This is a genomic window from Plantactinospora sp. ZYX-F-223 (assembly GCF_039649625.1).
Taxonomy (GTDB): domain Bacteria; phylum Actinomycetota; class Actinomycetes; order Mycobacteriales; family Micromonosporaceae; genus Plantactinospora.
Genome location: NZ_JBDJAV010000003.1, coordinates 58,655 through 82,670, shown reverse-complemented (window position 1 = coordinate 82,670; position 24,016 = coordinate 58,655). Strand labels below are relative to the sequence as shown.

The window sequence follows — 24,016 nt, the reverse complement described above, 5'->3', positions numbered from 1 at the left end:
CCGCCGGTTCAACCCGAGCCGGCCCGGGATGCCGGGACGGACGAGGTGCTGCGGCGGCGATTACCGATACCGCTCCTGGGTAGCCGATCGCCGTGGGTGGGCCAACCGACGACATCGTGGCACGGACGGACACCGTCCGTGCCGAGGGCTTCAGCGATGCCGTCCTCGCGATCGTCATCACCCTGCTGGTGCTGGACCTGCGGGTGCCGGAGGTCGAGCCGGGCCAACTGCTGTCCGGGCTGCTGGACCAGTGGCCCAGCTATGCGGCGTACGTGGCGTCGTACCTGTACATCGCCGTCGTCTGGTTGAACCACAAGGCCACGTTCAGCCGGATCCGGCAGGCTGACCGGGGACTGCACTGGATGAACCTGCTCGTCCTGTTCAGCACCGCACTGCTGCCGTTTCCGACCGCCGTGCTCTCCCGGGCGCTACAGGAACACGACGTCGCCGACCAGCGCGTCGCCACCGCCCTCTACGCGCTGGTCGGCGCGCTGCTCTGCGCGAGTTGGCTGGCGTTCTTCCACTACCTGGCCAGGCACCGGGACCTACTGGTCGACGGGGTCGACGAGCGGTTCTTCCCCAGCGAACGACTTCGGGCGCTGATCGGGGTGCTGCTGTACGCCGTGGGTGGTCTCCTCGGTGGCCTGGTCACACCGCTGGCCGGGCTAGTGATCTTCATCATCCTGCCTCCGTTCTACGGCGTCACCAGTGCCGGCCTGTACAGCTCGCGTCTCGTCCCCGCCGGCCGCAGCCGAGGCGGAACCGGAAGCTGACCGTCGATCCGACGGGCGAGCCGCCGAGGACGCGGTGGCCCGCCGGCACCTGTCGGCGGGCCACGGCGGGGCGGCTCGGGTCTACTGGCTGGGTCCGTTCCAGTCGACCAACTGGACGATGACGCCGTTGGGGTCGCGCACCTGGAAGGCCCGCTCGCCCCACTCCTCGACGGTGAGCGGCATGGTGATGGTCACGCCCTCGGCCTGGAGGCGGGCGAGTTCGCCCTCCAGGTCGTCGACGACGAAGGCCAGGATCAGGCCACGCGCGTGGTCGTCGCGCTGGTCGGCCGGCAGCGACGGCAGGCCCTGGCGCAGGAAGATGACGTTCATCCCGGCGTCGTCCCTGGTCAGCGACGCGAAGCCGTCAGCGGCCATCGCCTCGCGGAACCCGAAGTGCGTGACGAGGAAACTGCTGGAGGCGGCGACGTCCGCCACGTTCAGCGAGACGGCGGAGGAGGTGATTTTCACGAGCGGCTCCCGGACGGTCGAACTAACTCCTTACATTGTACACCGTACGGAGTACGGATATTCCCGCGAGGCCGGGCGCGGGCGACGACGGACCGTCCGCACCGGCCTTGGGCAGGCAGCGCGGGCGGTGGTGGTGCCGGTTGCGACGGGAGGGGATGAAGCGGGACAGTCAGGAGATGTAGGTACCGGGACACACCCTGGCCCCCACCGGGCGGTTCGCACACCTGTCGGGTAATTTCTGTTGCTGGCCGTCGCCCGCCGAGGAGCTGGCGTCAGGCGGCCCCGCCCGGACAGGAGATATCGCAGGCATGGGTAAGCGGACGGTTCACGTCTCCGACTTGAGTGGCAAGGTGGTCCAGTCCGCCGACGAGGTGGTCCGGATCGTGGTGCTGGACCACCCCGACCTGGTCGCCGGGCCGGTGCAGTTGGAAGCCGAGCCGACCGAGGTCGAGAGCATCGACGACGCGGCGCTCGACGTCGCGGTGGTGGAGATCCACGACGGTCAGCCGGGTGACGCTCCCCGCCGGGTCGTGCTCACCGCCAGCGAGTTCGACGCGCTCGCCACCGACGTGCCAATGGCCCAACTGCTGCGGACCGCCGAACGGGTACGCCCGGCAAAGGCGAGCCGGGAACGGGTCGACTACGCCACCCGGGAGCACGCCGGCAAGCCGCACCGGGGCCGGGTCACCGAGGAGGAGGCGCGGTTGGTGCGGGACCACCTCGACGAGGTCAACAAGCGACTCGCCGACGAGGGGATCCGGCAGATCGACCCCGCCGACCCCGAGCACGCCGCCCGGTACGGCTTCCCGACCGCCTGACCGACCGCCGGGCGGTCCGGCCGCCCCGACCCGGCCACGGGTGACCGGGTCCGGGTCGGAGTCCGGCGGTCCGGGCACCGCCGACCCGGCCACGCCGACCAGCTCGGGGTGGCTCGCTATCCGGCCGCGCCCGCCCCGGCGGTCGCCGCGCTCGACTCCGGGCGCAGCGGGAAGTGGCACGCCACCTGGTGAACGCCGCCGGTCAACGGCGGTTCCGTCCGGCAGATCTCGGCCGCGATCGGGCAGCGGGTGCGGAACCGGCATCCGGTGGGCGGGTTGACCGCGCTCGGCAGCTCACCCTGGATCCTCATGCTCCCCCGGTCCGCGGCGGCATCGGGGCTGGCGGACGGGACCGCGTCGATCAGCGCCTGGGTGTACGGGTGCCGGGCGGACCGGACCACGCTGTGCGCCGGACCGACCTCGACCAGCTTGCCCAGGTACATCACCCCGATCCGGTCCGACATGTAGTCGACGACGGAGAGGTCATGGCTGATGAAGACGTACGCCAGGCCGAGTTCGCGTTGCAGGTCCCGCATCAGGTTGAGCACCTGCGCCTGGATCGACACGTCCAGCGCGCTGACCGGCTCGTCCCCGACGATCAGCCGGGGTTGCAGGGCCAGCGACCGGGCCAGCCCGATCCGCTGCAACTGGCCACCGGAGAACTCGTGCGGATAGCGTTCCAGCACCCGTCGGGAGAGCCCCACCTGGTCGAGCAGGGTGGCGATCCGGGCCCGCCGGGCCGCCCCGTCGCCCACCTGCTGGATCTCCAGCGGCTCGGCGAGGATGGCGTCGACCCGCATCCGCGGGTTCATCGCCGCGTAGCTGTCCTGGAACATCAACTGGACCTGCCGGTGCATCCGGCGGCGTTCCCGCCGGTCCAGGCTCGCGATGTCGGTACCGTCCAGCACGACCTGCCCGGCGGTCGGCCGCTCCAGCCCGACCACCAGGCGGCCCACGGTCGACTTGCCGCACCCGGACTCGCCGACCAGCCCGAACGTCTCGCCCGGCTGGACGTCCAGTGACACCCCGGCGACCGCGCTCACCCGCCCGGCGGCGCGGCGGAACAGCCCGCCACCGTTCGCCGGGTAGTCCTTGACCAGCTCGCGGATCGACAGGATCGGTGCCGGTGCTGCCGACCGGGACTCCGTTGTCCCGGCCGGCCCGGCCGGACGCGGCGCCGGTGCCGGTGCACCCGTCCGGGGCTCGGCCGCCACGGCCGACGTACCCGCCTCGCCAGGGCCGGCGTTCGGCGGCGTCGCGGGGCTGACGGCGGTCGGCGTCCCGGCGGTGGCGGCAGCGGGCGACCCGGGCGCCGGGGCTGACGACACGGTCACCGGGTGCAGGCAGGCGTACTGGTGCGGCCCGGCGGTCAGGGCGACCTCGCTGCTCCGGCAGTCGTCGGTCGCGTACCGGCAGCGGGGCGCGAACCGGCAGCCGGTCAGCGGCCGGGACAGGTCCGGCGGCAGCCCGGGGATGCTGTAGAGCCGGCCGTTCGGCTCCCGGGTCGCCGACTCCGGCAGCGCCTCCATCAGCGCCTCGGTGTAGCGGTGCCGGGGCGACCGGAACAGTTCGCCGGTGCTGGCGGTCTCGACCACCCGGCCGGCGTACATCACCGCGACCCGGTCGGCCCGGCCGGCGATCACGCCCAGGTCGTGGGTGACCAGCACGACCGCCATCCCGAACTCTTCCCGCAGGTCGTCGATGAGTTCGAGGATCTGCCGCTGGGTGGTCACGTCGAGCGCGGTCGTCGGCTCGTCCGCGATCAGCAGCCGGGGCGAGCAGACCAGCGCCATCGCGATGGCGACCCGCTGCCGCATCCCGCCGGAGAGTTCGTGCGGATAGTTGTCGACCACCTTGTCCGGGCGGGGCATCCCGACCCGGCGGAGGATGTCGATCGCCTGCTCCCGGGCCTGCGCCTTGCCGACCCCCTGGTGCACCCGCAGCGGTTCGGCGACCTGGGTGCCGATCCGCATCGTCGGGTTCAGCGAGGTCAACGGGTCCTGGAAGACCATGCCCATCCGGACGCCACGGATCCGGCGTACCTCCTCCGGTGGCAGCGACCGCAGGTCGCGGCCCTCGAAGAGGATCTCTCCGCCGACCACCTCGCCACCCGACGGCAGCAGGCCCATCACCGACAGCGCGGTCATCGTCTTGCCGCTGCCCGACTCGCCCACGATGCCGAGGGTCTCCCCCGGCCGGACCTCCAGGCTGACGTCGTCCAGGGCGTGCACCGTGCCGCGTCGCAGCGCGATGTCGGTACGCAGGTGCCGCAGTTCCAGCAGCGATCCGGACCGGCCGGACACCTGCCCGGTCCCGGCGGTCGAGTTGATCGGTGCGCTCATTTCCCCAACTCCCCCTACCGGCGCCGGAGGCGGACCTCGAAGGCGTCCCTCAGCCCGTCGCCCATGAAGTTGAAGGCGAGCACGATGAGGATGATGGCGATTCCGGGCGGATACAGCAGCCACCAGTGGCCGCTGTAGGTGTCCGCGAGCCCGTCGGAGAGCATCCCGCCCCAGTTCGCGGCCGGCGGCGGGACACCGAGGCCGAGGAAGGACAGGTAGGCGACGTAGAGGATCGCGTCGGCAACCTGGAAGGTCGCGTTCACGATCACCGTGCCGATGGCGTTCGGCACGATGTGCCGGCGTACCGCACGGCCGCCGGTGCCGCCCATCGCCCGCATCGCCTGGACGTACTCCCGGGAGCGCAGGCTCAGCGCCTCGCCCCGGACCAGCCGGGCCGGGCCGAGCCAGGCGAAGGCGCCGATGATGAGGATCAGCATCGGCACGCTCGGCGTGACGATCGCGGCCAGCAGCATGAAGAGGAAGAGCGACGGGATCGACATCATCGCGTCGACCACCCGCATCATGGCGGCGTCCACCCAGCCGCCGGCGAAACCGGCGACCGCACCCCAGACCGTGCCGAGGAAGGTGGCGAGGATCCCCGCCGCCAGCCCGACCACGATCGAGGTCTGGCCGCCGAGCATCAACCGGCCGAGTTGGTCGTAGCCGACCCCGTCGGTGCCGAGCGGGTGCCCGGCGCCGGGCGCCAGGTGTACCTGCGTGAGGTCGGTGTGCACCTGGTCGGTGTGGTAGAAGAGCGGCCCGAGGAAGCAGACCCCGGCGAGCAGCACGAACAGGCCGAGGCCGACCAGGGCCAGCCGGTTCTCGCAGAAGACCGCGACTCCCTGCCGCCACAGGCCGCGTACCGGGGCGTCGTCGGGGGCGGCCGGTTGCGGTGCGCGTACCGGGCCGGTGGCGGACAGCTCGGTCAGGGTGGTCACGAGGTGCTCCCCCGGAGTCGTACCCGCGGGTCCACCGCGGCGTAGAGCAGGTCGGCGATCAGCGCGCCGAGCACCGTCGCCACCGAGATGATCAGGGTGACCCCGAGCAGGATCGGGAAGTCACGCTTGAGCGCCGCCTGCCAGAACAGGTGCCCCATGCCGGGGAAGTTGAACAGCGACTCCACCACCAGGGCCCCGCTGAACAGCGCCGGCAGGTACATGCCGAGCAGGGTGATGACCGGGAAGAGTCCGTTGCGCAGGGTGTGCCGCAGCACCACCCGCCGCTCGGAGAGACCCTTGCTGCGGGCCGTCCGGACGTAGTTCTCGTTGAGGTTGTCGACCATCGAGGAGCGGACGTAGCGCGAGTAGACCGCGATGGTGACGATCGCCAAAGTGACGGTGGGCAACACCAGCCCGGCCGGGTCGGCCAGCACCTCGCCGACGGTGAAGCCCTGCGGCGCCTCCGGCGGCAGGATCGGCCAGAGCTGCGAGAATCCGATGATCAGCATCAGGCCCATGAAGAAGATCGGGGTGGCGTACGCCAGCAGCGACAGCGAGGTGATGGTGTAGTCCGGCCAGCGGTTGCGGCGTACCGCCTGGATCACCCCGAGCGGGATGGCCAGCACGATCGCCAGCAGGGTGGAGAGCAGCGACAGCACCATGGTCTTGGGCAGCCGCTGGCTGACCGCCTCGGTGACCGACTGGTTGAGCTGGAACGAGTAGCCGAGGTCGCCGTGCAGCAGGCGCTGTACGTACATGCCGTACTGCTGGATCCAGGGCCGGTCGTAGCCCATCTCGTGGTTGAAGGCCGCCAACTGCTCCAGCGTCGCCTCCTTGCCCAGCGTCGCCCGGGCGGCGCCGCCGGGGAGCAGGTGCAGCAGAACGAACGCGATCACAGTGACGAGTACGACGACGATGAGAGCCTGGCCCAGGCGCGTGACGAGGTACCGGACCACGGGCGGATCCTCCCCGATCGGGGGCTCCGGCGGCGCTCGCGAGGGCGCCGCCGGAGCCGGGACGGTCAGTTTCTGCCGACTACTTCCAGGACCAGTCCTGGAAGTACATGTTGTTCATCGGGTCCTGCGGTTCGACGCCCTGCAACCCGGACTTGTACGCCGAGATCTGGAACACCGGGTTCGGCATCCAGAGCACCGGCAGGTCCTTGGCCAGGAACTCGTTGTACGCCTTCAGCGCGGTGTCGTCGCCGGAGAACTGGGTGGCCTCGATGAGCTGGTCGGCCTGGGGGTTGCTGTAGCTGCCCAGGTTGACCGGCGCGTCGGTGGCGAAGAGCCGCTCGCCGCTGGCGAAGGCCGGGTAGTACCAGCTGCCCTGGGAGCCGAAGAAGGACATGTCCCACGAGCAGGTCGCCTCGGTCGGCTTGCAGGCCGGGGTGACCGCGACCGAGTCCGGCACCTCCTTGATGGTCAGCTCGATGCCGAGCTTGGCCATCTGCGACTTGATTTCGGCGAACATCTTGGTGGTGGCGGCGAACCCGCTCTGGCTGGTGACGGTGAAGGCCAGCGGGGTGCCGGCGGCGATGCCCGCGCCGCACTGGTTCGCCCCGGCGCCCGCGCTCTGGCAGGTGGTCTGCCCGTCCGGCGTCACCTTCCAACCGTGGGTCTCCAGTAGTTCCTTCGCTTTGTTCGGGTCGAAGGAGTAGACGCAGCCGTTCTCGGCGGAGCCGGCGGTGCCCGGCTTGGGCGGTACCGGACCGCAGGTGGGCTCGGCCATGCCGGACCAGATGACCTTGTTGATGGTCGGCTGGTCGATCAGCATCTGCATCGCCTGGCGCAGGTAGTCCTGCTTGAACAGCACGCCCGTCTTCGGGTTGTTGAAGTTGAGCTGGAGGTAGGTGATGGACCAGCCGTACCAGGGTGCGATCGTGTAGTCCTTGGACTCCAGGTACGACTTCTGGGACAGGTTGGCCGCCGGCACGTAGCCGTAGTCGATCTCACCGGCCCGGAGCACGTTGAACTCGGCGTCGTCGCTGGTGAACGGCCGCAGCACGATCTTCGACAGCTTCGGCTTGTCGGTACCGGAGTAGCTCGGCTGCGCGGCGAGCACGACCTCGCCGTTCGGGACGTACTTCTCCAGCTTCCACGGGCCGCTGTTGACCTTCCAGAGGTCGTTGCTCGCGTACGTCTTGGGGTCCTTCGACGCCGCCATCAGGAAGTCGAAGACCTTCTTCGCCCCTGCCGGGGTCTTGTCCAGGTCGCTCACGCTCGCGGTGGCGGAATCCTTGTCCCAGACGTGCTGCGGCATCGGGGTGATCCGGTTGAGCTGGTTCCCGACGAACCAGGCGGTGTTGTAGACCTGGGTGGTGGTGACCGAGAAGGTCTTCTCGTCCTTGATCGTCCAGGCGGCGATGTTGTCCGGGAAGCCGCCCTTGCGGTACGACGCCCACTTGTCCTTGTTCGCCGTGACGACGTTCCACCAGAAGTCGATGTCCCGGGTGGTGATCGGCTTCCCGTCGGACCAGGTGTTGTCCTTCAGCGTGATCGTCAGGGTCTTGCCGCCGTCGCTCACCTCCGGCGGGTTGGCCAGCGACCGCTCGGTGTCGATGTTGTACTTCGCCGTGCCGTCAAGCTTGTACTGGTAGAGCGGGCGGTACTGGGCGTTGCCGAAAATGGCGTTCTCGCCCTGGGTGAAGCCGGGGGCCGAGATGGGCAGGATCCAGTTCGGGGTCCGGAACGCGACGGTGGCGGTGTCCTTGCCCTGACTTCCGCCCTTCCCCGACGAACTGCTGTCGCCGCTACAGGCGGCGAGGCCCAACCCGAGGGCGAGCGCGCTGGCCACGGCCACGGTGCCGCGGAGTGCGCCCCGGTGGAATCTGCTCCTCATGAGTCTCCTCGATCGATGTGCGCGTGCCCCGCGTCGCCGGGCGCGAGGGGCGTCGCGTCCAGGCCGGTGCTTCCCGAGCGATCAATGCGGAGAATGTATAGGCGATTAAGTTTCTCGTCAACGAAATTAATCTACTTCCTTCGGGGACTTCCGTCAGGCTAGGATCAAAGCCGCCGAAGCCCGTCCGCTACCCTTCGCGGTGATCCCCCGTCCCCTACCTCCGGTAGCCGCAAGGGAACCCGGACGATCCGGCTGGAAGAAGGAGAGGTATGTCGGACCCGTCGATCTCCGCCACCCTGCGCGACCAGACGCTCAGCCTGCTGGCCAGCGGCGAGGCCACCTCCCGGGCCGACCTCGTCGAGGCGCTCCGGGTGGCGCCCTCGACCGTCACCGGGGTGGTGCGCCGGCTGCTCGACGAGGGCGCCATCCTGGAGGAGGGCGTCGGCCGCTCCACCGGCGGGCGACGGCCCCGGATCCTGCGGCTGCGAGGGCCCGAGGGGGTCCTCGCCGTCGCCGAGCTCGGCGCCCGGCACGCCCGGGTCGGCCTCTGCACCCCGGACGGCCGGCTACTCGCGGCCGAGGAGATCGGCATCGACATCGCCGCCGGCCCCGGCGAGGTCTTCGAGGTGGTCGGGGACGCCTTCACCCGGATCCGCGCCGCGACCGCCCCCGGACAGGCCCTGCTCGGGATCGGGGCCGCCATGCCCGGCCCGGTCGAGTTCCCCCGGGGCCGGCTGGTCGGGCCCGCCCGGATGCCGGGCTGGAGCGGCGTCGACGCCCAGGCCGAACTCGGGGCGCGCTTCGGCGTGCCGGTGGTGGTCGACAACGACGCCAAGGCGGCGGCGATCGGCGAGTACGTCACCCGGGGCCGGGACACCGGCGACATGGTCTACGTGAAAGCGGGTACCGGCATCGGCGGCTGCCTGGTCAGCGGCGGCCAGATCTACCGGGGCGGCCGTGGACTCAGCGGCGACGTCACCCACGTACGGGTGGCCGACAGCGGCGAGCGGCAGTGCTCCTGCGGCAGCCGAGGCTGTCTGGAGACCGTCGCCAGCGGTGCCGCCCTCGCCGCCCAACTCGCCGAGCAGGGCCAGCCGATCACCACCACCCGGGACGTCATCGCCGCGGTCGTCAACGCCGAACCGGCCGCGGTGACGCTGGTCCGGCGGGCCGGCGGGCTGCTCGGGGTGGCCCTCTCCGGCCTGGTCAACTTCCTCAACCCCGACGCCGTGGTCATCGGCGGAGCCCTGTCCAGTCTGGACGTCTACGTCGCGGCGGCCCGGGGGATGCTCTACGAGCGGTGCCTGCCGTCGATGACCCAGTCCCTGTCCATCGAGGCCAGCGTCGCCGGCCCGGATGCCGGCCTGGTCGGCCTCGGGCATCTGGTCCGCGCCGTGGCCGACGCCCGACCCGCCTGAGGAGCTCCACCCGTGCACCGTCCCCTGCGGATCGCCATCGGCGGCATCCACATCGAGTCCAGCACCTTCTCGCCGCACCTGAGCACCGCCGACGACTTCGAGGTCACTCGGGGCGACGCGCTGCTGGCCCGCTACGCCTGGCTCTCCCCGGCCCGGCCGTGGGCCGCCGACGTCGAGTGGCTGCCGCTGGTGCACGCCCGGGCGCTGCCCGGCGGTGCGGTCGACGCGGCCAGCTACGACGCCTGGGCCGCCGAGATCGTCGACGGGCTCACCCGGCTCGGCCCGGTCGACGGGGTACTGCTGGACATCCACGGCGCGATGAGCGTGGTCGGCCGGACCGACGCCGAGGGCGACCTGGTCACCGCCATCCGGTCGGTGATCGGGCCGCAGCCGTACGTCTCGGCCGCGATGGATCTGCACGGCAACGTCTCGCCGGTGCTCTTCACCGGCTGCGACCTGCTCACCTGCTACCGCACCGCGCCGCACGTCGACGTCTGGGAAACCCGCGAGCGGGCGGCCCGCAACCTGGTCGAGGCGCTGCGCCGGGGGCAGCGCCCGCACAAGGCCCTGGTGCACGTGCCGATCCTGCTCCCCGGCGAGATGACCAGTACCCGGGTCGAGCCGGCCCGCGGGCTCTACGCCCGGATCCCCGAGATCGAGGCCCGGGACGAGATCGTCGACGCCGCGATCTGGATCGGCTTCGCCTGGGCCGACCAGCCCCGCTGCCGGGGCGCGGTGGTGGTCACCGGCACCGACGCCGAGGCGGCGAGCCGGGCGGCCCGGGAACTCGGCGAGCACTTCTGGGCGGCCCGCGACGAGTTCGCCTTCGTCGCACCGACCGGCAGCCTGGACGAGTGCCTCGACACGGCACTGGTCGCGATCGGGGACCCGACCCGGCGCCCCTTCTTCGTCAGCGACTCCGGCGACAACCCGGGGGCCGGCGGCGCCGACGACGTCACCTACGCGCTGGCCCGGATGCTGGCCCGCCCGCAGATCCGGGACGGCGCGGTCCGCGCGGTGTACGCCTCGCTGGTCGACCCGGACGCCGTGGCCCAGGTCGCCGACCAGCCGCTCGGCACCCCGGTCAGCGTCCCGGTCGGCGGCCGGATCGACACCCGCGACCCCGGTCCGGTACGCCTCGACGGCGTGCTGGAGGCGGTCGCCGAGGACCCGGACGGCGGGCGGTGCGTCAGCGTGCGGGTGGGTGGCCTCAGCGTCTTCGTCACCTCGCGGCGGATGCAGTACCGCCAACTGGCCTCGTACGCCCGGTTGGGCGTGACGGTGGACGACGTCGACCTGGTGGTGGTGAAGATCGGCTACCTCGAACCCGAACTCTTCGCGGCGGCCGGCGACTGGCTGTTGGCGCTCACCCCGGGCGGGGTCGACCAGGACATCGAGCGGCTGCCGTACCAGCGCCTGCTCCGGCCGGTGTTTCCGCTGGACCGCGACTTCGCCGCGGACCTCACCGTGGCGACCCGGTGATTCCGCCAGTCGCCAGCGCCCGGTCCGACGCCTCGCCTCCCGGGGACCCGTCCGCCGGTCGCTGCGTCCTCGCGGTCGACGTCGGCGGGACGACCATGAAGGGCGGCGTCTTCGACTCCGACGGCCAGCTGCGGCACTCGGTCGTGGTGCCGTCCCGGGCCGACGGCGACCCGGTCGGCGCGCTCCGGGACCTCTGCCGGCGGTTGCGCGACGCCGCCCTCGCCGGCGGCGCCACACCGGCCGGGATCGGAGTGGTCACCCCGGGCATCGTCGACGAGGCCGCCGGCCTGGTGCGGTACGCCTCGAACATCCGGTTCCGCGACGTACCGCTGCGCGCGCTCGTGCACGACGACCTGGGGCTGCCGGTGGCGATCGGGCACGACGCCCGGGCGGCCGGCGTCGCCGAGGCGGTGGCCGGGGCCGGCCGGGGGTTGGCCAACTTCGTGCTGCTGCCGCTCGGCACCGGCATCGCCGCCACGGTGGTGCTGCACGGCGAGCCGGTACCCGGCACCGCCTGGTCGGCCGGGGAGGTCGGGCACATGCCGGTGCACCCCGGCGGGGAGCCGTGCCCCTGTGGCCAGCGCGGCTGCCTGGAGGTGTACGCCTCGGCCGGCGGCCTGGCCCGGCGCTACGCCCGGCTCGGCGGCACCCCGGGGCTGGACAGCCGGGCCATCGCCGCGGCCGCCTCGACCGATCCGCTGGCCGGCTCGGTGTGGGACACCGCGACCCACGCGCTGGGCATCGCGCTGGCCACCCTGACCCTGACCCTGGACCCGGCCCGGATCGTGCTCGGCGGTGGTCTGGCCGAGGCCGGTGCCCAACTCTTCGACCCAGTACGCGAGGCGCTGCGCGCGGCGCTGGCCTGGCGGACCGCGCCCGAGGTGGTGCCGTCCGCCTTCGGTGTCCAGGCCGCCCAGGTCGGCGCCGCCATCCTGGCCCGCCGCGCGGCCGGGCTGCCCGTACCGGACGGTTGGGCGGCACCGGTCTCCGCACCCGTCGGCTCCTGAACCGCAGCCGGTCGTCCGGGGACACCAACGGGGGACAAGATCGACGGAACAGGCGCCGTGGCTCATAATCGGTGCGGTGCCGTACCCCGGTACCACGTCCGGCCCCGGGTCGGCCGCCTCGGCCACTCGAACCGACCCGACCGGTGAACCGACTCCTCGGAGGTACCGTGAGCGACACCAGTCCGGCCGCGAAGGTGGACACCAACGTGGCGCACCCCGCCCGCCGGTACAACTACTGGCTGGGCGGCAAGGACAACTTCGCCGCCGACCGGATCTCCGGCGACCAGGTCGCCGCCGTCTTCCCGACGGTCAAGCGGGCCGCGCAGGAGAACCGCAGGTTCCTGCGACGCACGGTCGGGTTCCTGGCCGGCGAGGTCGGCATCCGGCAGTTCCTCGACATCGGCACCGGGCTGCCGACCGCCGACAACACCCACGAGGTCGCCCAGCGGATCGCACCCGAGTCCCGGGTCGTCTACGTGGACAACGACCCGCTGGTGATGTCGCACGCCCGCGCCCTGCTGACCTCCTCGCCGGAGGGCCGCAGCGCCTACATCGAGCGGGACCTGCGGGAGCCGGAGTCGATCCTGGACGCCCCGGAACTGCACGCCGCCCTCGACCTGCGCCAGCCGGTCGGGTTGACGCTGGTGGCGATCCTGCACTTCGTCCGCGACTTCGAGGACCCGTACGGCGTGGTCGCCCGGCTCGTCGCCGCGCTGCCCTCCGGCAGTTACCTGGTGATGTCGCACGGCACCTACGACGGGCTGCCGGCGGAGACCGTCGCCAAACTGGAGGAGGCGAACGCGGCCACCGGCGGTCTGAGCCGGCCGCGTAGCCGGGACGAGTTCACCCGCTTCTTCAGCGGGCTCGACCTGGTCGACCCGGGGGTCGTGCCGATCGGGAACTGGCGACCGGAACCCGGCAGCGCCCCACCCGAGCCGGTCGACATCTGCATGTACGGCGCCGTCGCCCGGATCCCCTGAGCGCCCGGCCACCCCGCGATGGCTCCGGCAGCCGCCGGCACCGGTGCGGCGACCCCGCCACCGACGGCTCCGGCCACCCGGTCACCCCACCGCCACGCCGCCCGCCCCGACCACGCCGGTCCCGGCGCTGCCCCGGCCGGGCAACCCAGCCGTCACCGGCTCGACCCTGCGGTAACGGCCCGACGGGATGGATAATGGATCATGGCCGAACGAAGCCTCGTCCTGCTGGACACCGACATCGGCAACGACATCGACGATGCCGTCTGCCTCGCGTACCTGCTGGCGCAGCCGCGCTGCGACCTGCTCGGCATCACCACGGTCAGCGCCGAGCCGGAGTCCCGGGCGGCGCTGGCCAGTGTGCTGTGCCGGGCGGCCGGGCGCACCGTGCCGATCCTCCCCGGAGCGGCCGAGCCGCTGGCCAGCCCGCCGGTGCAGGGCCCGCCGCCGCAGGCCGCCGCGCTGGCCCGGTGGGAGCACGAGACGACGTTTCCGACCGGAGCGGCGGTGGAGTTCCTCCGGCAGACGATCCGCGCCCATCCGGGTGAGGTGACCCTGCTGGCGATCGGCCCGCTGACGAACGTGGCCCTGCTCTTCGCGGTCGATCCGCAGGTCCCCGCGCTGCTGCGCTCGCTGGTGCTGATGGGCGGCGCCTTCACCTCCGTACCCGGCCCGGAGTGGAACATCCACTGCGACCCGTACGCCGCCGCCCGGGTCTACGCCACGCCGGTGGCGGTGCACCGCTCGGTCGGCCTCGACGTCACCACCCGGGTACGGATGGACGCCGGGGCGTTCCTGGAGCGCTGCGCCAACCCACTGCTGCGGCCGGTGGCCGACATGGCCGCGTCCTGGTTCGCGGAGCGGCCGGAGGTCACCTTCCACGACCCACTGGCCGCAGCCACGCTCTTCGCACCATCGCTGTGCACCTTCGCACCGGGTCAGGTGACCGTCGCCCGCGACGGCGGCCCGGCGGCCGGGACCACCACCTTCCGCGGCACGGACGGCGGGGCTGCCGGGCCCGGCCCGCACGAGGTCGCCATCGACGTACGCCCGCAGGCGGTCCTCGACCACTACTTCGAGGTCGTCGACGCCGCCGGTTGAGTTCTGGCGATAGCGGGTCGAGGAGCGGAACGAGTCGACGATCCCGCCGTGCCAGCCGGCGAACCCGGTGCCGGCTTCGACGGCGGCGACCAGCCCGGCGATCTGCTCCTCGGTGGCGGTGCCCATGGTCCAGCACTGCACGACGAGGTCCACCCGCCGCATCCGTTCGGTGTCGGCGTAGACGTCCAGGTCGTCGCTGCACTCGACGGCGAAGCCCTGCTCGCGCAGGAACGGCACGAACCGGTCGGTGGCCTCGACCGGCGCCCATCCGCCGCGGACGACCAGGGCGCGGCGGTCGACGGTCACGCCGGCACCGTCCACAGTGGTTGGCGGCGGGGCGCGGCTGCCAGCTTGTCGGCGATGGCCCGGTACGCCGGCTTGGCCGCGAGTTCGTCGTCGTAGGCGAGCGGCCGGCGCGGCGCGCCGTCCTCGCGCGGATAGTCCTCCTCCAGCCAGGTGTACCGGTCGGTGAGCCCGAACGCCATCACCGCCTTCACCGCCTGGTGCGAGAGTGCCGCGTCGAGGTAGCGCCGGTAGACGTCGGCGACGGCCGCGTCCCGGACGGCGACGTCGGCGGGCAGGCCGTCGTCGAGTACGTCCAGTTCGGTGATCAGGATCTCCAGCCCCCGGTCGGCGACCTCGGAGAACCAGTTCAGGTAGGCGTTGGCCGCGAACCGGTCGGCGAACCGGTCGGCGAGCAGGTGCGCCTGCACCCCGAGCGCGTGCACCGGCACGCCGTCGGCGAGCAGCCTGTCGATGACCTGGAGCGTGGCCCGGCGCCGGGGACCGGGCTCGTCGCCGTACTCGTTGACGGTCTCGAAGCCGAACTCGTTGAGCACCAGTACCGCCGACGGGTCGGCGTCGTGCGCCACCTGGAACGCCTCGGCGACGTACGACGGCCCGATCGTCTCCCACCACGGCACGTCGGTGCGGAATCCGCGCTGCCCCTCCGGGCTGGTCACCTCGTTGGCCACGCTCCAGGCGTCGACCCGGCCACGGTAGCGCCGGACCACCGCCTCGGCGGTACCGAAGAGCAGTTCGCGGGCCTGCTGCTCGGCCATGCCCCACAGGTCGTCGGAGGTCCATCCCTCGCCGAAACCCTCGTCCCAGACCAGGTGTGCGCCGAAGACCCGCATCCGCTGGCTCTCGGCGTACCCGATGATCTGGTCGGCGTAGCTGAAGTCGAGTTCGGCGGTCGGGGTGGGCTTGAGCCGGTACCAGAGCAGGTCGTCCTCGGTGAAGAGCAGGGTCGCCTCCCGGCCGACCAGATCCAGATAGTCGGTGTCGGGCATGTGCCAGGTCGCCAGCGAGGTGCCGAAGGCGAGGCCGTTGGGCTTGGCGAGCTTCCACAGTGGCGGGCGGGCTGCGCGGTTGTGGCCGGCGGTGGCCGGGCCGGCCACCCCGAGGGCAGCACTGGCCAGGCCGGCGGCTCCGGCCGCACCGAGGATCAGGGATCGCCGGGACAGGCGCGAGTCGTTCATGGGATTGCCTCCTCGCAGGGACGGTGCTACGGGAGTTGCAAAACGATTTGTTCGCCGTGTGGCAGGGAGCCTACGACCGGCCCGCACCGGCGGCAAGAGACCGGCCCCGGAGCTGTTGCCCGGCTCGATTCGGACCGGTTACGCTGCCCGCGGCCCGTAGCCAAACGTTTTGCATGACGGAAGGGGTCCCGCGTGAGTCGGCTTTCCCTGGGGGTGATCGGGCTGGGCGAGGTGGCCCAGGTCGTCCACCTCCCGGTCCTGCGCTCGCTCCCCGAGCTCTACGACGTCACCGCCGTCTGCGACATCTCCCCCGGCCTGCTCGACCGGGTCGGCGGCGGATACGGCGTACCGCACCGGCACGCCGACGTCACCGAGATGCTCGACCGCAACGAGCTGGACTGCGTACTCGTGCTCAACAGCGACGAGTACCACGCCGAGGCGGTGGTCGCGGCGCTCGACCGGGGCGTGCACGTGCTGGTGGAGAAGCCGATGTGCCTCAGCCCGCGCGAGGCCGAGCAGATCATCGCGGCCCGGGACCGGTCCGGCGCCACGGTGATGGTGGGCTACATGCGGCGGTTCGCCCCCGCGTTCGTCGAGGCGACCCGCCGGATCGGCGAGCTGGGCCCGATCAACTACGCCCGGGTGCACGACATCATCGGGCGCAACCAACTGATCATCGACCAGACGGTGCTGGTGGACCGGCCCACCGACGTGCCCCGGTCGGCCGTCGAGGCGCGCTGGGCCAGGGGGCGGGCCCTGGTCGCGGACGCGCTGGGCGAGGTGCCCGACGTGCTCGCCGGGGCATACCGGCTGCTCTGCGGGCTGGGCAGCCACGACCTGTCGGCGATGCGGGAACTTCTCGGCCGGCCGCGCGGGGTGGCCGCCGCCCGGCAGTGGCGGGACGGCCGGTTCCTGGCCGCGCTGCTGGAGTACGACGACTTCCTGGTCACCTACGAGACCGGCGTCGACGAGCAGCTCCGGTTCGACGCGCACATCGAGGTGTACGGCGAGCACGCCTGTATGCGGGTGCAGTACGACACCCCGTACGTGCGGCATTTCCCCACCACCCTGGTGCTGGAGGAGACCCGGGGCGACGGACTGCACCGGTCGGTGTCGCGCCCGCACCTGAAGGACCCCTACACGCACGAGCTGGAGTACTTCCACGAGGTCGTCACCAAGGGCGCTGACCCGAAGACCGGGCCGGAGGACTTCGTCGAGGATCTGGAGCTGTTCGCCGAGCTGATCCGGGTGATGGCGACCCAGCCCGGCACCCGGACGTAAGCGAAGCCGAAGATAGGTCGAGTCCCGCCGGGGATAGTCGCCGCGCCGGCGCCGGCGGCTCGCCTAGCGTCGGATCCGACGAGATCACCGTCGACGGCGGCGGCCCCGGACCGGTCGCCACCGCCGGCGGCGGCCACGGCTATCAGGAGGTGTGCGGTGCTGACCCCGCAGGACGTCGACTTCTACCGGACGAACGGCTACTACCTCAACCGCGACCAGCTCTTCTCCGCCGAGAAGCTGGACGCGCTGGAACAGATCTTCACCGAGCACCTCGCCGACAAGGGCGACAAGCTCTCCGACGAGCTGGACACCCCACACTTCCGCGACCCCCGACTGCTGGACTTCCTGCTCGCCGACGAGGTGCTCGACCTGGTCGAGCCGCTGGTCGGGCCGGACATCGCGCTCTGGACCAGCCACTTCATCTCCAAGGACCCGCTGGTCGGCCGGGCCACGCCCTGGCACGAGGACAGCGCCTACTGGAACGGCCGGCTCAGCGAGTACGACCGGATCGTCACCGTCTGGCTCGCGCTCGGCCCGAGCAACCGGGAGAACGGCTGCATGCGGGTCATCCCGGGCAGCCACGACGGTGGCGGCTTCTCCGAGTACGCGCCGACCGACAAGACGGTGCAGACCTTCCACGCCGAGATCCCCGGGGTGGACGAGAGCCGGGCGGTCTACTTCGAGCTGGAGCGCGGGCAGTGCTCGCTGCACGACGGCCGGATCATCCACGGCGCCCGGCCGAACACCAGCGACGTCCGCCGGACCGGCTACACCATGCGGTACTTCCCGGCCTCCGTGAAGGTGCTGCCGGTGCCGGAGAACGAGGGCTGGCAGATCTGGCTGGCCCGGGGCCGGGACAGCGCCGGCAACAGCTACCAGCCGGACCCGCGGTGAAGCTCGGGCTGCTCACCGCCTGCCTGCCCGGCGAACCGCTCGACGCGATCGCCGGGTGGGCGGCCGGGCACGGCTACCAGGGGCTGGAGGTGGCCGCCTGGCCGCGGGAGCCCGACCGGCCGTGGCAGGCGAGCCACCTCGACGTCGACCACTTCGACGCCGCCGAGGCGGAGCGGGTCCGCGCCCTGCTGGCCGGGCACCGGCTCAGCGTCTCGGCGGTGGCCTACTACGAGAACAACCTGCACGCCGACCCGGCCACCCGGGACCGGATCCACCGGCACCTGCGCCGCTGCGTGGACGCCGCCGCGCTGCTCGGCTGCGAACACGTCGGCACCTTCGTCGGCCGGGACGTCACCCGCACGGTGACCGAGAACCTGCGGCTCGGCGAGGAGATCCTGCCGCCCCTGGTGGCGTACGCGGCGGACCGGGGCGTACGGCTGGTCGTGGAGAACTGCCCGATGGAGGGCTGGCACCCGGACGGCTACCCGGCGAACCTGGCGTACTCGCCGGAGCTGTGGGACTGGCTGGGCGGGCTCGGCCTCTTCCTCAACTTCGACCCGTCCCACCTGGTCTGGCTGGGCATCGACCCGGTCGCGGCGCTGACCGGGCACCTCGACCTGGTCCGGCACGTACAGGCGAAGGACGTGCAGGTCGACGCCGCCGCCCGGAACCGGTTCGGGGTCTTCGGCCAGCTCGTCGGGAAACCGTCGCCGTGGACCAGCGGCTGGTGGCGCTACCGGGTCCCCGGCCTCGGCGAGGTGGACTGGCGCCGGCTGGTCGACGTCCTCTACGAGGGTGGATACCCAGGCTTCGTCTCGGTGGAGCACGAGGACCCGGTCTGGTCCGGCTCGCCGGAGCGGGTCCGGCAGGGCCTGGTGGTCGCCGAACGCACCCTCGGCCCGCTGCTCGTCGCCTGACCCGCCGACCGTATCCATCCACCCACCCCACCGCCCCCACCGCGCAAGGAGCCCGAGGCATGCAACGTGGCGTGTACTTCGACGCCTGGTTCCCCCGACAGCACTGCTACCACCCGAGCCTGCCGCCCCGGCGGCTCCGCATGATCGACGACCTGGTCGACTACCGGGCCACCACCCTGGTCTGGGCCTCCCTCGGCGGCGGCTCGATCTCGCTGCCCTACCTGGAACAGGAGGCGTTCGGCCCGGTCGACGCCCGGGCCCGGTTCTACGGCTTCGTCAACGACAGCGAGTTCATCGCCGCCGCCCAGGCCCGGGGCATCAAGGTCTTCGGGATCGTCTTCGAGGCGCAGGGCTGGGAGTTCCCGGTCGAACTCTCCGCCGAGGAGGACGAGGTGCTCGCCCTCAACGAGCTGCGCGGGGTCGGGCACCGGGACTGGCTCGGGCTGCGGGAGTTCGGCCAGAACCGCTACCCGTTGCTCTGGAAGCCGGTCGAGCACTACTTCCCGGGCGGCCTGGTCAACAGCGACGGCGAGCCGGTCACCGACCTGATCGAGGAGTGCTGCGCCCGGGACATCCGGCAGACCGCCCTGCACGCCCGCTGGGTCGAGTGCCCGGACCGCGAGCACCAGTGCTTCTACATGGACCGGAACAACCCGGTCTGGCGGGAGTACCTCAAGGCGGTCATCCGGATCCAGATCGACGCGGGCGTGGACGGCGTACAGCTCGACGAGACGGAGCTGCCGCTCGGCTCGCTCCAGTACGGCGGCTGCTTCTGCAAGGACTGCATGAAGGGCTTCCGGGCGTACCTCTCCGGGCTGCCGCCGGAGGAACGCGACCCGCTGCTCGACGGGGTCGACCTGGCGACCTTCCACTACGGCGACTGGCTGCTGGAGCGCGGCTACGACTTCACCGACCGGCACGACGCGACACCGCTGTTCGGGGCGTACTACCGGTACCAGTGCGACGCGATCCGCCGGCACTTCGCCGAGCTGGCCGCGCACGCCCGGCAGTACGCGGCGAGCAAGGGGCGGGAGGTGCTGGTCTCCGGCAACTTCTTCAACATGGACCCGCAGTACCTCGGACTCGCCGACGACGTCGACGTGATCGTCACCGAGATGCGCAACACCACCCACCGGCAGCCGGAGTGGTACCGCTACGTCGCCGGCTTCGCCGGGGACAAGGACGTCATCGTGGTGGAGAACCCGTACGGCGGGGTGGTGCCCGAGCTGGTCGAGCTGCTCAAGAACGGCCGGGGGCACGACCTGCTGCGGCTGTCCTGCTACGAGGCGGCGGCGTTCGGGGTGAACATGGCGGTACCGTACGGCTCCTGGATGGGTGCCACCATCGAGGACTCCTTCTACGCCCCGCACGAGGTGGCGGCCGAGATCCAGGGGTTCCTCGCCGACCACGAGCGGCTCTTCGCCCGGCGCAGCCGCAACGAGGTGGCGGTGGTCTACAGCGTGGAGAGCAACCGGGACCTGGTCGCCCGGGCGGACATCGGCGACAACCTGCGCAACGCCCGGGACGAGAGCGTACGGGTGCCGTACCGGGAGGTGACCTCGGCGCTGGCCGGCGCCGCCGTACCCTTCGACGTGCTGCTCTTCCCCGACGACCGCACGGCGCCGGACCGGATCACCGCCGACGACCTGCGGCGCTACCCCACGGTGCTGCTACCGGCCTGCACCCACCTGACCCCGGCCCAGGTGGCGGCGCTGCGCGGCTATCTGGACGGCGGCGGCCGGCTGGTCCGGATCGGCGGGCTCGGCGAGAACCTCGGCGACGCCGACCGGTCGGCGCTGCTCGGCCACCCGGGGCTGACCGGGTCCGGGCCGGCGGACCTGGCGACGCTGCTGCCGCACGGCCGGCAGGTCGAACTTCGCGCGCCGGGCGGCACGGCCACGGTCGCGGCGAACATCGCCGGGCTGGCGGACGGGTCGGCCGCCGTGCACCTGGTGAACTACGACTACCGGGCCGACGACGACCGGGTACGCCCGGTCATCGACCTCGACCTGCGGGTACGGCTGCCGGAACGGCTGCCGGCGGCCACCGCGTACGGCTGCGACGGCACGGTCACCGCGCTGGACGTACGGGTCGACGGCGGCTTCCATGCGGTGCGGCTCGACGCGCTCGGCCCGTACGCCGTCGTGGTCTTCACGGCCGGCCGGGCAGCAGGTTGAGGAGAGGGGTGCGGGGATGCGGATAGCGGTGCTGACCGGTCCGGAGCGGTTCGAGATCGCCGAGGTGCCGCCGCCGGAGATCGGCCCGGACGAGCTGCTGGTGCGGGTCGCGGCCAGCGGGGTCTGCGCGTCGGAACTCGCCGCCTGGGGCGGCGACCCGGCGGTCGAGTACCCCCGGCACCTCGGCCACGAGGTGAGCGGCACCGTCGCCGCGGTCGGCGCCGAGGTCGACTCGTTCGCCGTCGGTGACCCGGTCGGGGTCTGGGTCACCTCGCACGGCTTCGCCGAGTACGTGGCCGCCAAGGCCGCGCACTGCCGACCGGCCGGCGACGTACCGCTGGACGAGGTGCTGGCCGAGCCGCTGGCCTGCGCGGTCAACGCGGTGGAGGAGGCCGACGTGCGGCTCGGCGACGACGTCGTGCTGATCGGTGCCGGCTTCATGGGCAACCTGGTGCAGTCGCTGGTCCGGCTGCGCGGGGTCCGGCAGCTCGTGGTAGCCGACACCCGGCCGGACGCGCTGGACCGGGCCCGGGCGCTCGGCGCGACCCGGGTGGTGGACGTCCGGCACGAGTCCCTGGCCGAGGTGGTCGGCGAACTGACCGGCGGGCGGGGCGCCGACCTGACGTTCGAGTGCACCGGCGGGCAGGCGGCGCTGGACGCGGTCGGCGAGGTGACCCGGATGAGCGGCCGGATCGTGCTGGTCGGCTTCCACCAGGGCCGGCCGCGCCAGATCAACCTGGCGCACTGGAACTGGATGGCCTTCGGCATCGTCAACGCGCACTACCGGGACGTCGGCACCATCATGCGCGGCATGACCGTCGGCATGCGGCTGCTGGTCTCCGGGGCAGTGTCGCTGCGCACCCTGGTCACGCACCGGTTTCCGCTGGCGGAGGTGGACGCCGCCTTCCGGGCCGCCCGGGACAAGCCGCCGGGCTTCGCGAAGGCGACGGTGACCTTCGACTGACCGTCAGGCGGAGCGCCGGACCACCAGCGGGCAGGGCAGCACGATGGTGCGGCCCTCCCCGGTGTACTCGCCGGTCATCCGGCTGAGCAGCAGTTCCCCGGCGCTCTGCCCGGTCTGGTACGCCGGGTTGCGCACCGTGGTGAGCGGCGGGTTGACGATGGTGGCCGCGTCCACGTCGTCGAACCCGACGACGGCGACGTCGTCCGGCACCGCCAGGTCCCGCTCGTGTGCGGCATCGATGGCGCCGATCGCGGTCAGGTCGTTGGCGCAGAACACCGCGTCCGGACGGCGCTCGGGCGGCAGCGCCAGCAGCCGGTGCATCGCGGCCCGGCCACCCGGCCGGGTCCAGTCGCCCCGCACCATCAGCTCCGGCTCGACCGCGAGCCCGTGCTCGCGCAGGGCCCGCCGGTATCCCTCGTCGCGCGCCGAGCCGGTCGCCTCCGGCCCCTCGATCATGCCGATCCGGCGGGCGCCCCGCCGGATCAGGTGGCTGACGGCGGCGTGCGAACCGACCCCGTCGTCCGGGGTGACCAGGTCGACGTGCGGGTCGTCGTCGAGGGCGCCGCCGACGCAGACGGCGGGGATGCCGAGGCCGGCCGGACCGGTCCGCAGCTCGGCGGTGACGTCGCCGGCCGCCATCACCACCCCGTCCACCCCCCGGTCGAGCACGTCGGCCAGGAAGGCGTCCTCCCGTTCCGGTACGCCGTCGGTGTTGCAGACGTAGCTGCCGTAGCCGGCCCCGTCGACCGCGTCGGCGAGCCCCCGGGTGAGCACCGCGTAGAACGGGTTGGTGATGTCCGGTACGACCACCGCGACCATCCGGGACCGCCGGGTACGCAGGCTGCGCGCCACGTTGTTGGGGCGGTAGCCGAGCTGCCGGATGACCGCGCGGACGGTCTCCTGGGTGGCCTCGGCGACCCAGCGCTTTCCGGAGAGCACGTGGGAGACGGTGGTCGGGCTCACCCCGGCCAGCTTCGCCACCTGCACCAGGGTCACCCGGGTCTCGTCGGGCCCGGGTGCCGGCGGGCGTGTCTCGGACATCGACCTCGCCCTCTCGCGTCGTTGACCGCTGCGGTGTCGGTCCGTACGGTAGCAAAACGTTTTCCTGCGCGGCCGGACGGAGGAACCCGATGACCCGACTCCTCGACCGGTACATGATCGACGGGCTGGTCGCCGACGGGCTGGTGGCGGGCGGTTCCGGGGTGCGGGTGATGCGCCCCGAGTTGCGGGACGTACCGGCGCACTGGCACGACTACTACGAGCTCGGCTACGTCCTGGACGGCACCGCCCGGCACGTTGTCAACGGGCTGCCCCGGCCACTCCGGCCGGGCGGCGTCTTCCTGCTCACCCCGACCGACTTCCACGAGCTACACGTCACCTCGGAGACGCCGCTGACCTGCTACAACGTCGTCGTCGAGCCGGATGTCGCGGAGCGGTGGCTGGATCGTGCCGTGCCGGCCCCGCCCGGCGTCGCCGGCCCGCCCTGGCTCACCGACGACCCGTCCTTCGGCCCCGACTTCGACCGGCTCTGGCGGGAGTCGTCCGGCCGGCGCCCCGGCGCGGCGGCGCTGGCCGATGCCGTGCTCGGCTGCATCCTGATCGAACTCGCCCGGCGCTGCGCGGACCCGGTCCCGGCGGGGACGGAGGCGCCGGCCGGGCCACGGGGCGGCGCGGATCCGGCCGGCGGCGACATCCGGCGGGCGGTGCAGTACATCGAGCGGCGGTTTCGCGAGCCGCTGACCCTGGCCGAGGTGGCGGCGTACGTGCACCTGTCCCCGAACTACTTCAGCGAGCGGTTCGGCCAGGTGGTCGGCACGTCGTTCCAGAGCTATCTCCAGGCCCGGCGGCTGCGCTTCGCCCGGTCGCTGCTCGCCTCGACGAGCCTCGGGGTGACCGAGATCTGCCACGCGGCGGGCTTCAACAGCCCCTCGCACTTCGGGCGCGCGTACCGGCGGCGGTTCGGCGCGGCGCCGTCCGCCGGTCGTACCCCGGATCCGTCCCCTGAGGAGCCGGCGGCGTCCGGGCCGGGCTGACCGCGGCCAGGTGAACCGCTGATTACCAGGCTGTTGCGTTTGTTACCCAAGATCTCTTGACATCGCTGGCCGGGCGGATGACCCTAGCCGCAGCATGCCAAACG

The 24,016-nt window shown here is 72.2% G+C and carries 20 protein-coding genes and 1 pseudogene; 13 read left to right on the top strand and 8 right to left on the bottom strand.

The genetic code is table 11. From position 1 onward, the window contains the following. Positions 1 to 92 precede the first annotated feature (92 nt). The gene (locus AAH979_RS04120; RefSeq protein WP_346256648.1) at positions 93 to 773 is read left to right on the top strand and encodes a TMEM175 family protein; all 681 of its coding nucleotides are present in this window, start codon (positions 93 to 95) and stop codon (positions 771 to 773) included. Between the two features lie 81 nt (positions 774 to 854). Here AAH979_RS04120 and AAH979_RS04115 read toward each other — a convergent pair whose 3' ends face one another. Continuing rightward, complete coding sequence (locus tag AAH979_RS04115) at positions 855 to 1,241, bottom strand: VOC family protein (RefSeq protein WP_346256647.1); 387 nt, start codon at positions 1,239 to 1,241, stop codon at positions 855 to 857. Between the two features lie 308 nt (positions 1,242 to 1,549). Here AAH979_RS04115 and AAH979_RS04110 point away from each other — a divergent pair, with 308 nt between their 5' ends. Beyond that, positions 1,550 to 2,059: a hypothetical protein gene (locus AAH979_RS04110; RefSeq protein WP_346256646.1), complete on the top strand. Its 510-nt coding sequence runs from the start codon at positions 1,550 to 1,552 to the stop codon at positions 2,057 to 2,059. 116 nt (positions 2,060 to 2,175) lie between these two features. Here the strand turns inward: AAH979_RS04110 and AAH979_RS04105 are convergent, their stop codons facing one another. The 4 genes from AAH979_RS04105 to AAH979_RS04090 all read right to left on the bottom strand — a co-directional run bounded on the left by AAH979_RS04105 (position 2,176) and on the right by AAH979_RS04090 (position 8,180). Further along, positions 2,176 to 4,401, bottom strand: a complete 2,226-nt coding sequence (locus AAH979_RS04105) for an ABC transporter ATP-binding protein (protein ID WP_346256645.1) — start codon at positions 4,399 to 4,401, stop codon at positions 2,176 to 2,178. Between the two features lie 14 nt (positions 4,402 to 4,415). Continuing rightward, positions 4,416 to 5,330, bottom strand: coding sequence for an ABC transporter permease (locus tag AAH979_RS04100; protein WP_346256852.1), 915 nt, complete (start codon positions 5,328 to 5,330; stop codon positions 4,416 to 4,418). Positions 5,331 to 5,335: 5 nt separating this feature from the next. Continuing rightward, positions 5,336 to 6,295, bottom strand: coding sequence for an ABC transporter permease (locus AAH979_RS04095; protein ID WP_346256644.1), 960 nt, complete (start codon positions 6,293 to 6,295; stop codon positions 5,336 to 5,338). 79 nt (positions 6,296 to 6,374) lie between these two features. Further along, positions 6,375 to 8,180, bottom strand: coding sequence for a peptide ABC transporter substrate-binding protein (locus tag AAH979_RS04090; protein ID WP_346256643.1), 1,806 nt, complete (start codon positions 8,178 to 8,180; stop codon positions 6,375 to 6,377). Positions 8,181 to 8,449: 269 nt separating this feature from the next. Here AAH979_RS04090 and AAH979_RS04085 point away from each other — a divergent pair, with 269 nt between their 5' ends. From AAH979_RS04085 to AAH979_RS04065, 5 genes are all read left to right on the top strand, one after another. Beyond that, entirely contained in the window at positions 8,450 to 9,598 is a 1,149-nt protein-coding gene (locus tag AAH979_RS04085; protein WP_346256642.1) for an ROK family transcriptional regulator, read from the top strand. Positions 9,599 to 9,610: 12 nt separating this feature from the next. Next, positions 9,611 to 11,080, top strand: a complete 1,470-nt coding sequence (locus AAH979_RS04080; protein WP_346256641.1) for a M81 family metallopeptidase — start codon at positions 9,611 to 9,613, stop codon at positions 11,078 to 11,080. Next, positions 11,080 to 12,087: an ROK family protein gene (locus AAH979_RS04075; RefSeq protein ID WP_346256851.1), complete on the top strand. Its 1,008-nt coding sequence runs from the start codon at positions 11,080 to 11,082 to the stop codon at positions 12,085 to 12,087. Before AAH979_RS04080 ends, AAH979_RS04075 begins: the two co-directional genes overlap by 1 nt. A gap of 167 nt (positions 12,088 to 12,254) precedes the next feature. Continuing rightward, complete coding sequence (locus tag AAH979_RS04070) at positions 12,255 to 13,067, top strand: SAM-dependent methyltransferase (RefSeq protein WP_346256640.1); 813 nt, start codon at positions 12,255 to 12,257, stop codon at positions 13,065 to 13,067. A gap of 201 nt (positions 13,068 to 13,268) precedes the next feature. After that, positions 13,269 to 14,165: a nucleoside hydrolase gene (locus AAH979_RS04065; RefSeq protein WP_346256639.1), complete on the top strand. Its 897-nt coding sequence runs from the start codon at positions 13,269 to 13,271 to the stop codon at positions 14,163 to 14,165. A gap of 39 nt (positions 14,166 to 14,204) precedes the next feature. Here AAH979_RS04065 and AAH979_RS04060 read toward each other — a convergent pair. Both AAH979_RS04060 and AAH979_RS04055 read right to left on the bottom strand, forming a co-directional pair. Continuing rightward, positions 14,205 to 14,402, bottom strand: a pseudogene (locus tag AAH979_RS04060) (ThuA domain-containing protein); the annotation flags it as partial. Between the two features lie 65 nt (positions 14,403 to 14,467). After that, the gene (locus AAH979_RS04055) at positions 14,468 to 15,646 is read right to left on the bottom strand and encodes an endo-1,4-beta-xylanase (protein ID WP_346256638.1); all 1,179 of its coding nucleotides are present in this window, start codon (positions 15,644 to 15,646) and stop codon (positions 14,468 to 14,470) included. 192 nt (positions 15,647 to 15,838) lie between these two features. Between AAH979_RS04055 and AAH979_RS04050 the strand changes: the two genes are divergently transcribed. The 5 genes from AAH979_RS04050 to AAH979_RS04030 all read left to right on the top strand — a co-directional run bounded on the left by AAH979_RS04050 (position 15,839) and on the right by AAH979_RS04030 (position 21,879). Then, on the top strand, positions 15,839 to 16,927 hold the full coding sequence (locus tag AAH979_RS04050; protein WP_346256637.1) for a Gfo/Idh/MocA family oxidoreductase: 1,089 nt from the start codon (positions 15,839 to 15,841) through the stop codon (positions 16,925 to 16,927). A gap of 156 nt (positions 16,928 to 17,083) precedes the next feature. Further along, positions 17,084 to 17,821, top strand: coding sequence for a phytanoyl-CoA dioxygenase family protein (locus AAH979_RS04045; RefSeq protein WP_346256636.1), 738 nt, complete (start codon positions 17,084 to 17,086; stop codon positions 17,819 to 17,821). Beyond that, positions 17,818 to 18,738 (top strand): sugar phosphate isomerase/epimerase, encoded by a 921-nt coding sequence (locus AAH979_RS04040; RefSeq protein WP_346256635.1) that lies wholly within the window; start codon positions 17,818 to 17,820, stop codon positions 18,736 to 18,738. The genes AAH979_RS04045 and AAH979_RS04040 overlap by 4 nt, the downstream gene beginning before the upstream one ends. Positions 18,739 to 18,797: 59 nt before the next feature. Further along, positions 18,798 to 20,915, top strand: a complete 2,118-nt coding sequence (locus AAH979_RS04035) for a hypothetical protein (RefSeq protein WP_346256634.1) — start codon at positions 18,798 to 18,800, stop codon at positions 20,913 to 20,915. A 16-nt stretch (positions 20,916 to 20,931) separates the two neighbouring features. Next, positions 20,932 to 21,879, top strand: coding sequence for a zinc-binding dehydrogenase (locus AAH979_RS04030; RefSeq protein ID WP_346256633.1), 948 nt, complete (start codon positions 20,932 to 20,934; stop codon positions 21,877 to 21,879). Positions 21,880 to 21,882: 3 nt separating this feature from the next. On the opposite strand, the gene AAH979_RS04025 is transcribed toward AAH979_RS04030, so the two are convergent. Continuing rightward, positions 21,883 to 22,920, bottom strand: a complete 1,038-nt coding sequence (locus tag AAH979_RS04025) for a LacI family DNA-binding transcriptional regulator (protein WP_346256632.1) — start codon at positions 22,918 to 22,920, stop codon at positions 21,883 to 21,885. An 89-nt stretch (positions 22,921 to 23,009) separates the two neighbouring features. Here AAH979_RS04025 and AAH979_RS04020 point away from each other — a divergent pair, with 89 nt between their 5' ends. After that, on the top strand, positions 23,010 to 23,912 hold the full coding sequence (locus tag AAH979_RS04020; protein ID WP_346256631.1) for an AraC family transcriptional regulator: 903 nt from the start codon (positions 23,010 to 23,012) through the stop codon (positions 23,910 to 23,912). Positions 23,913 to 24,016 lie beyond the last annotated feature (104 nt).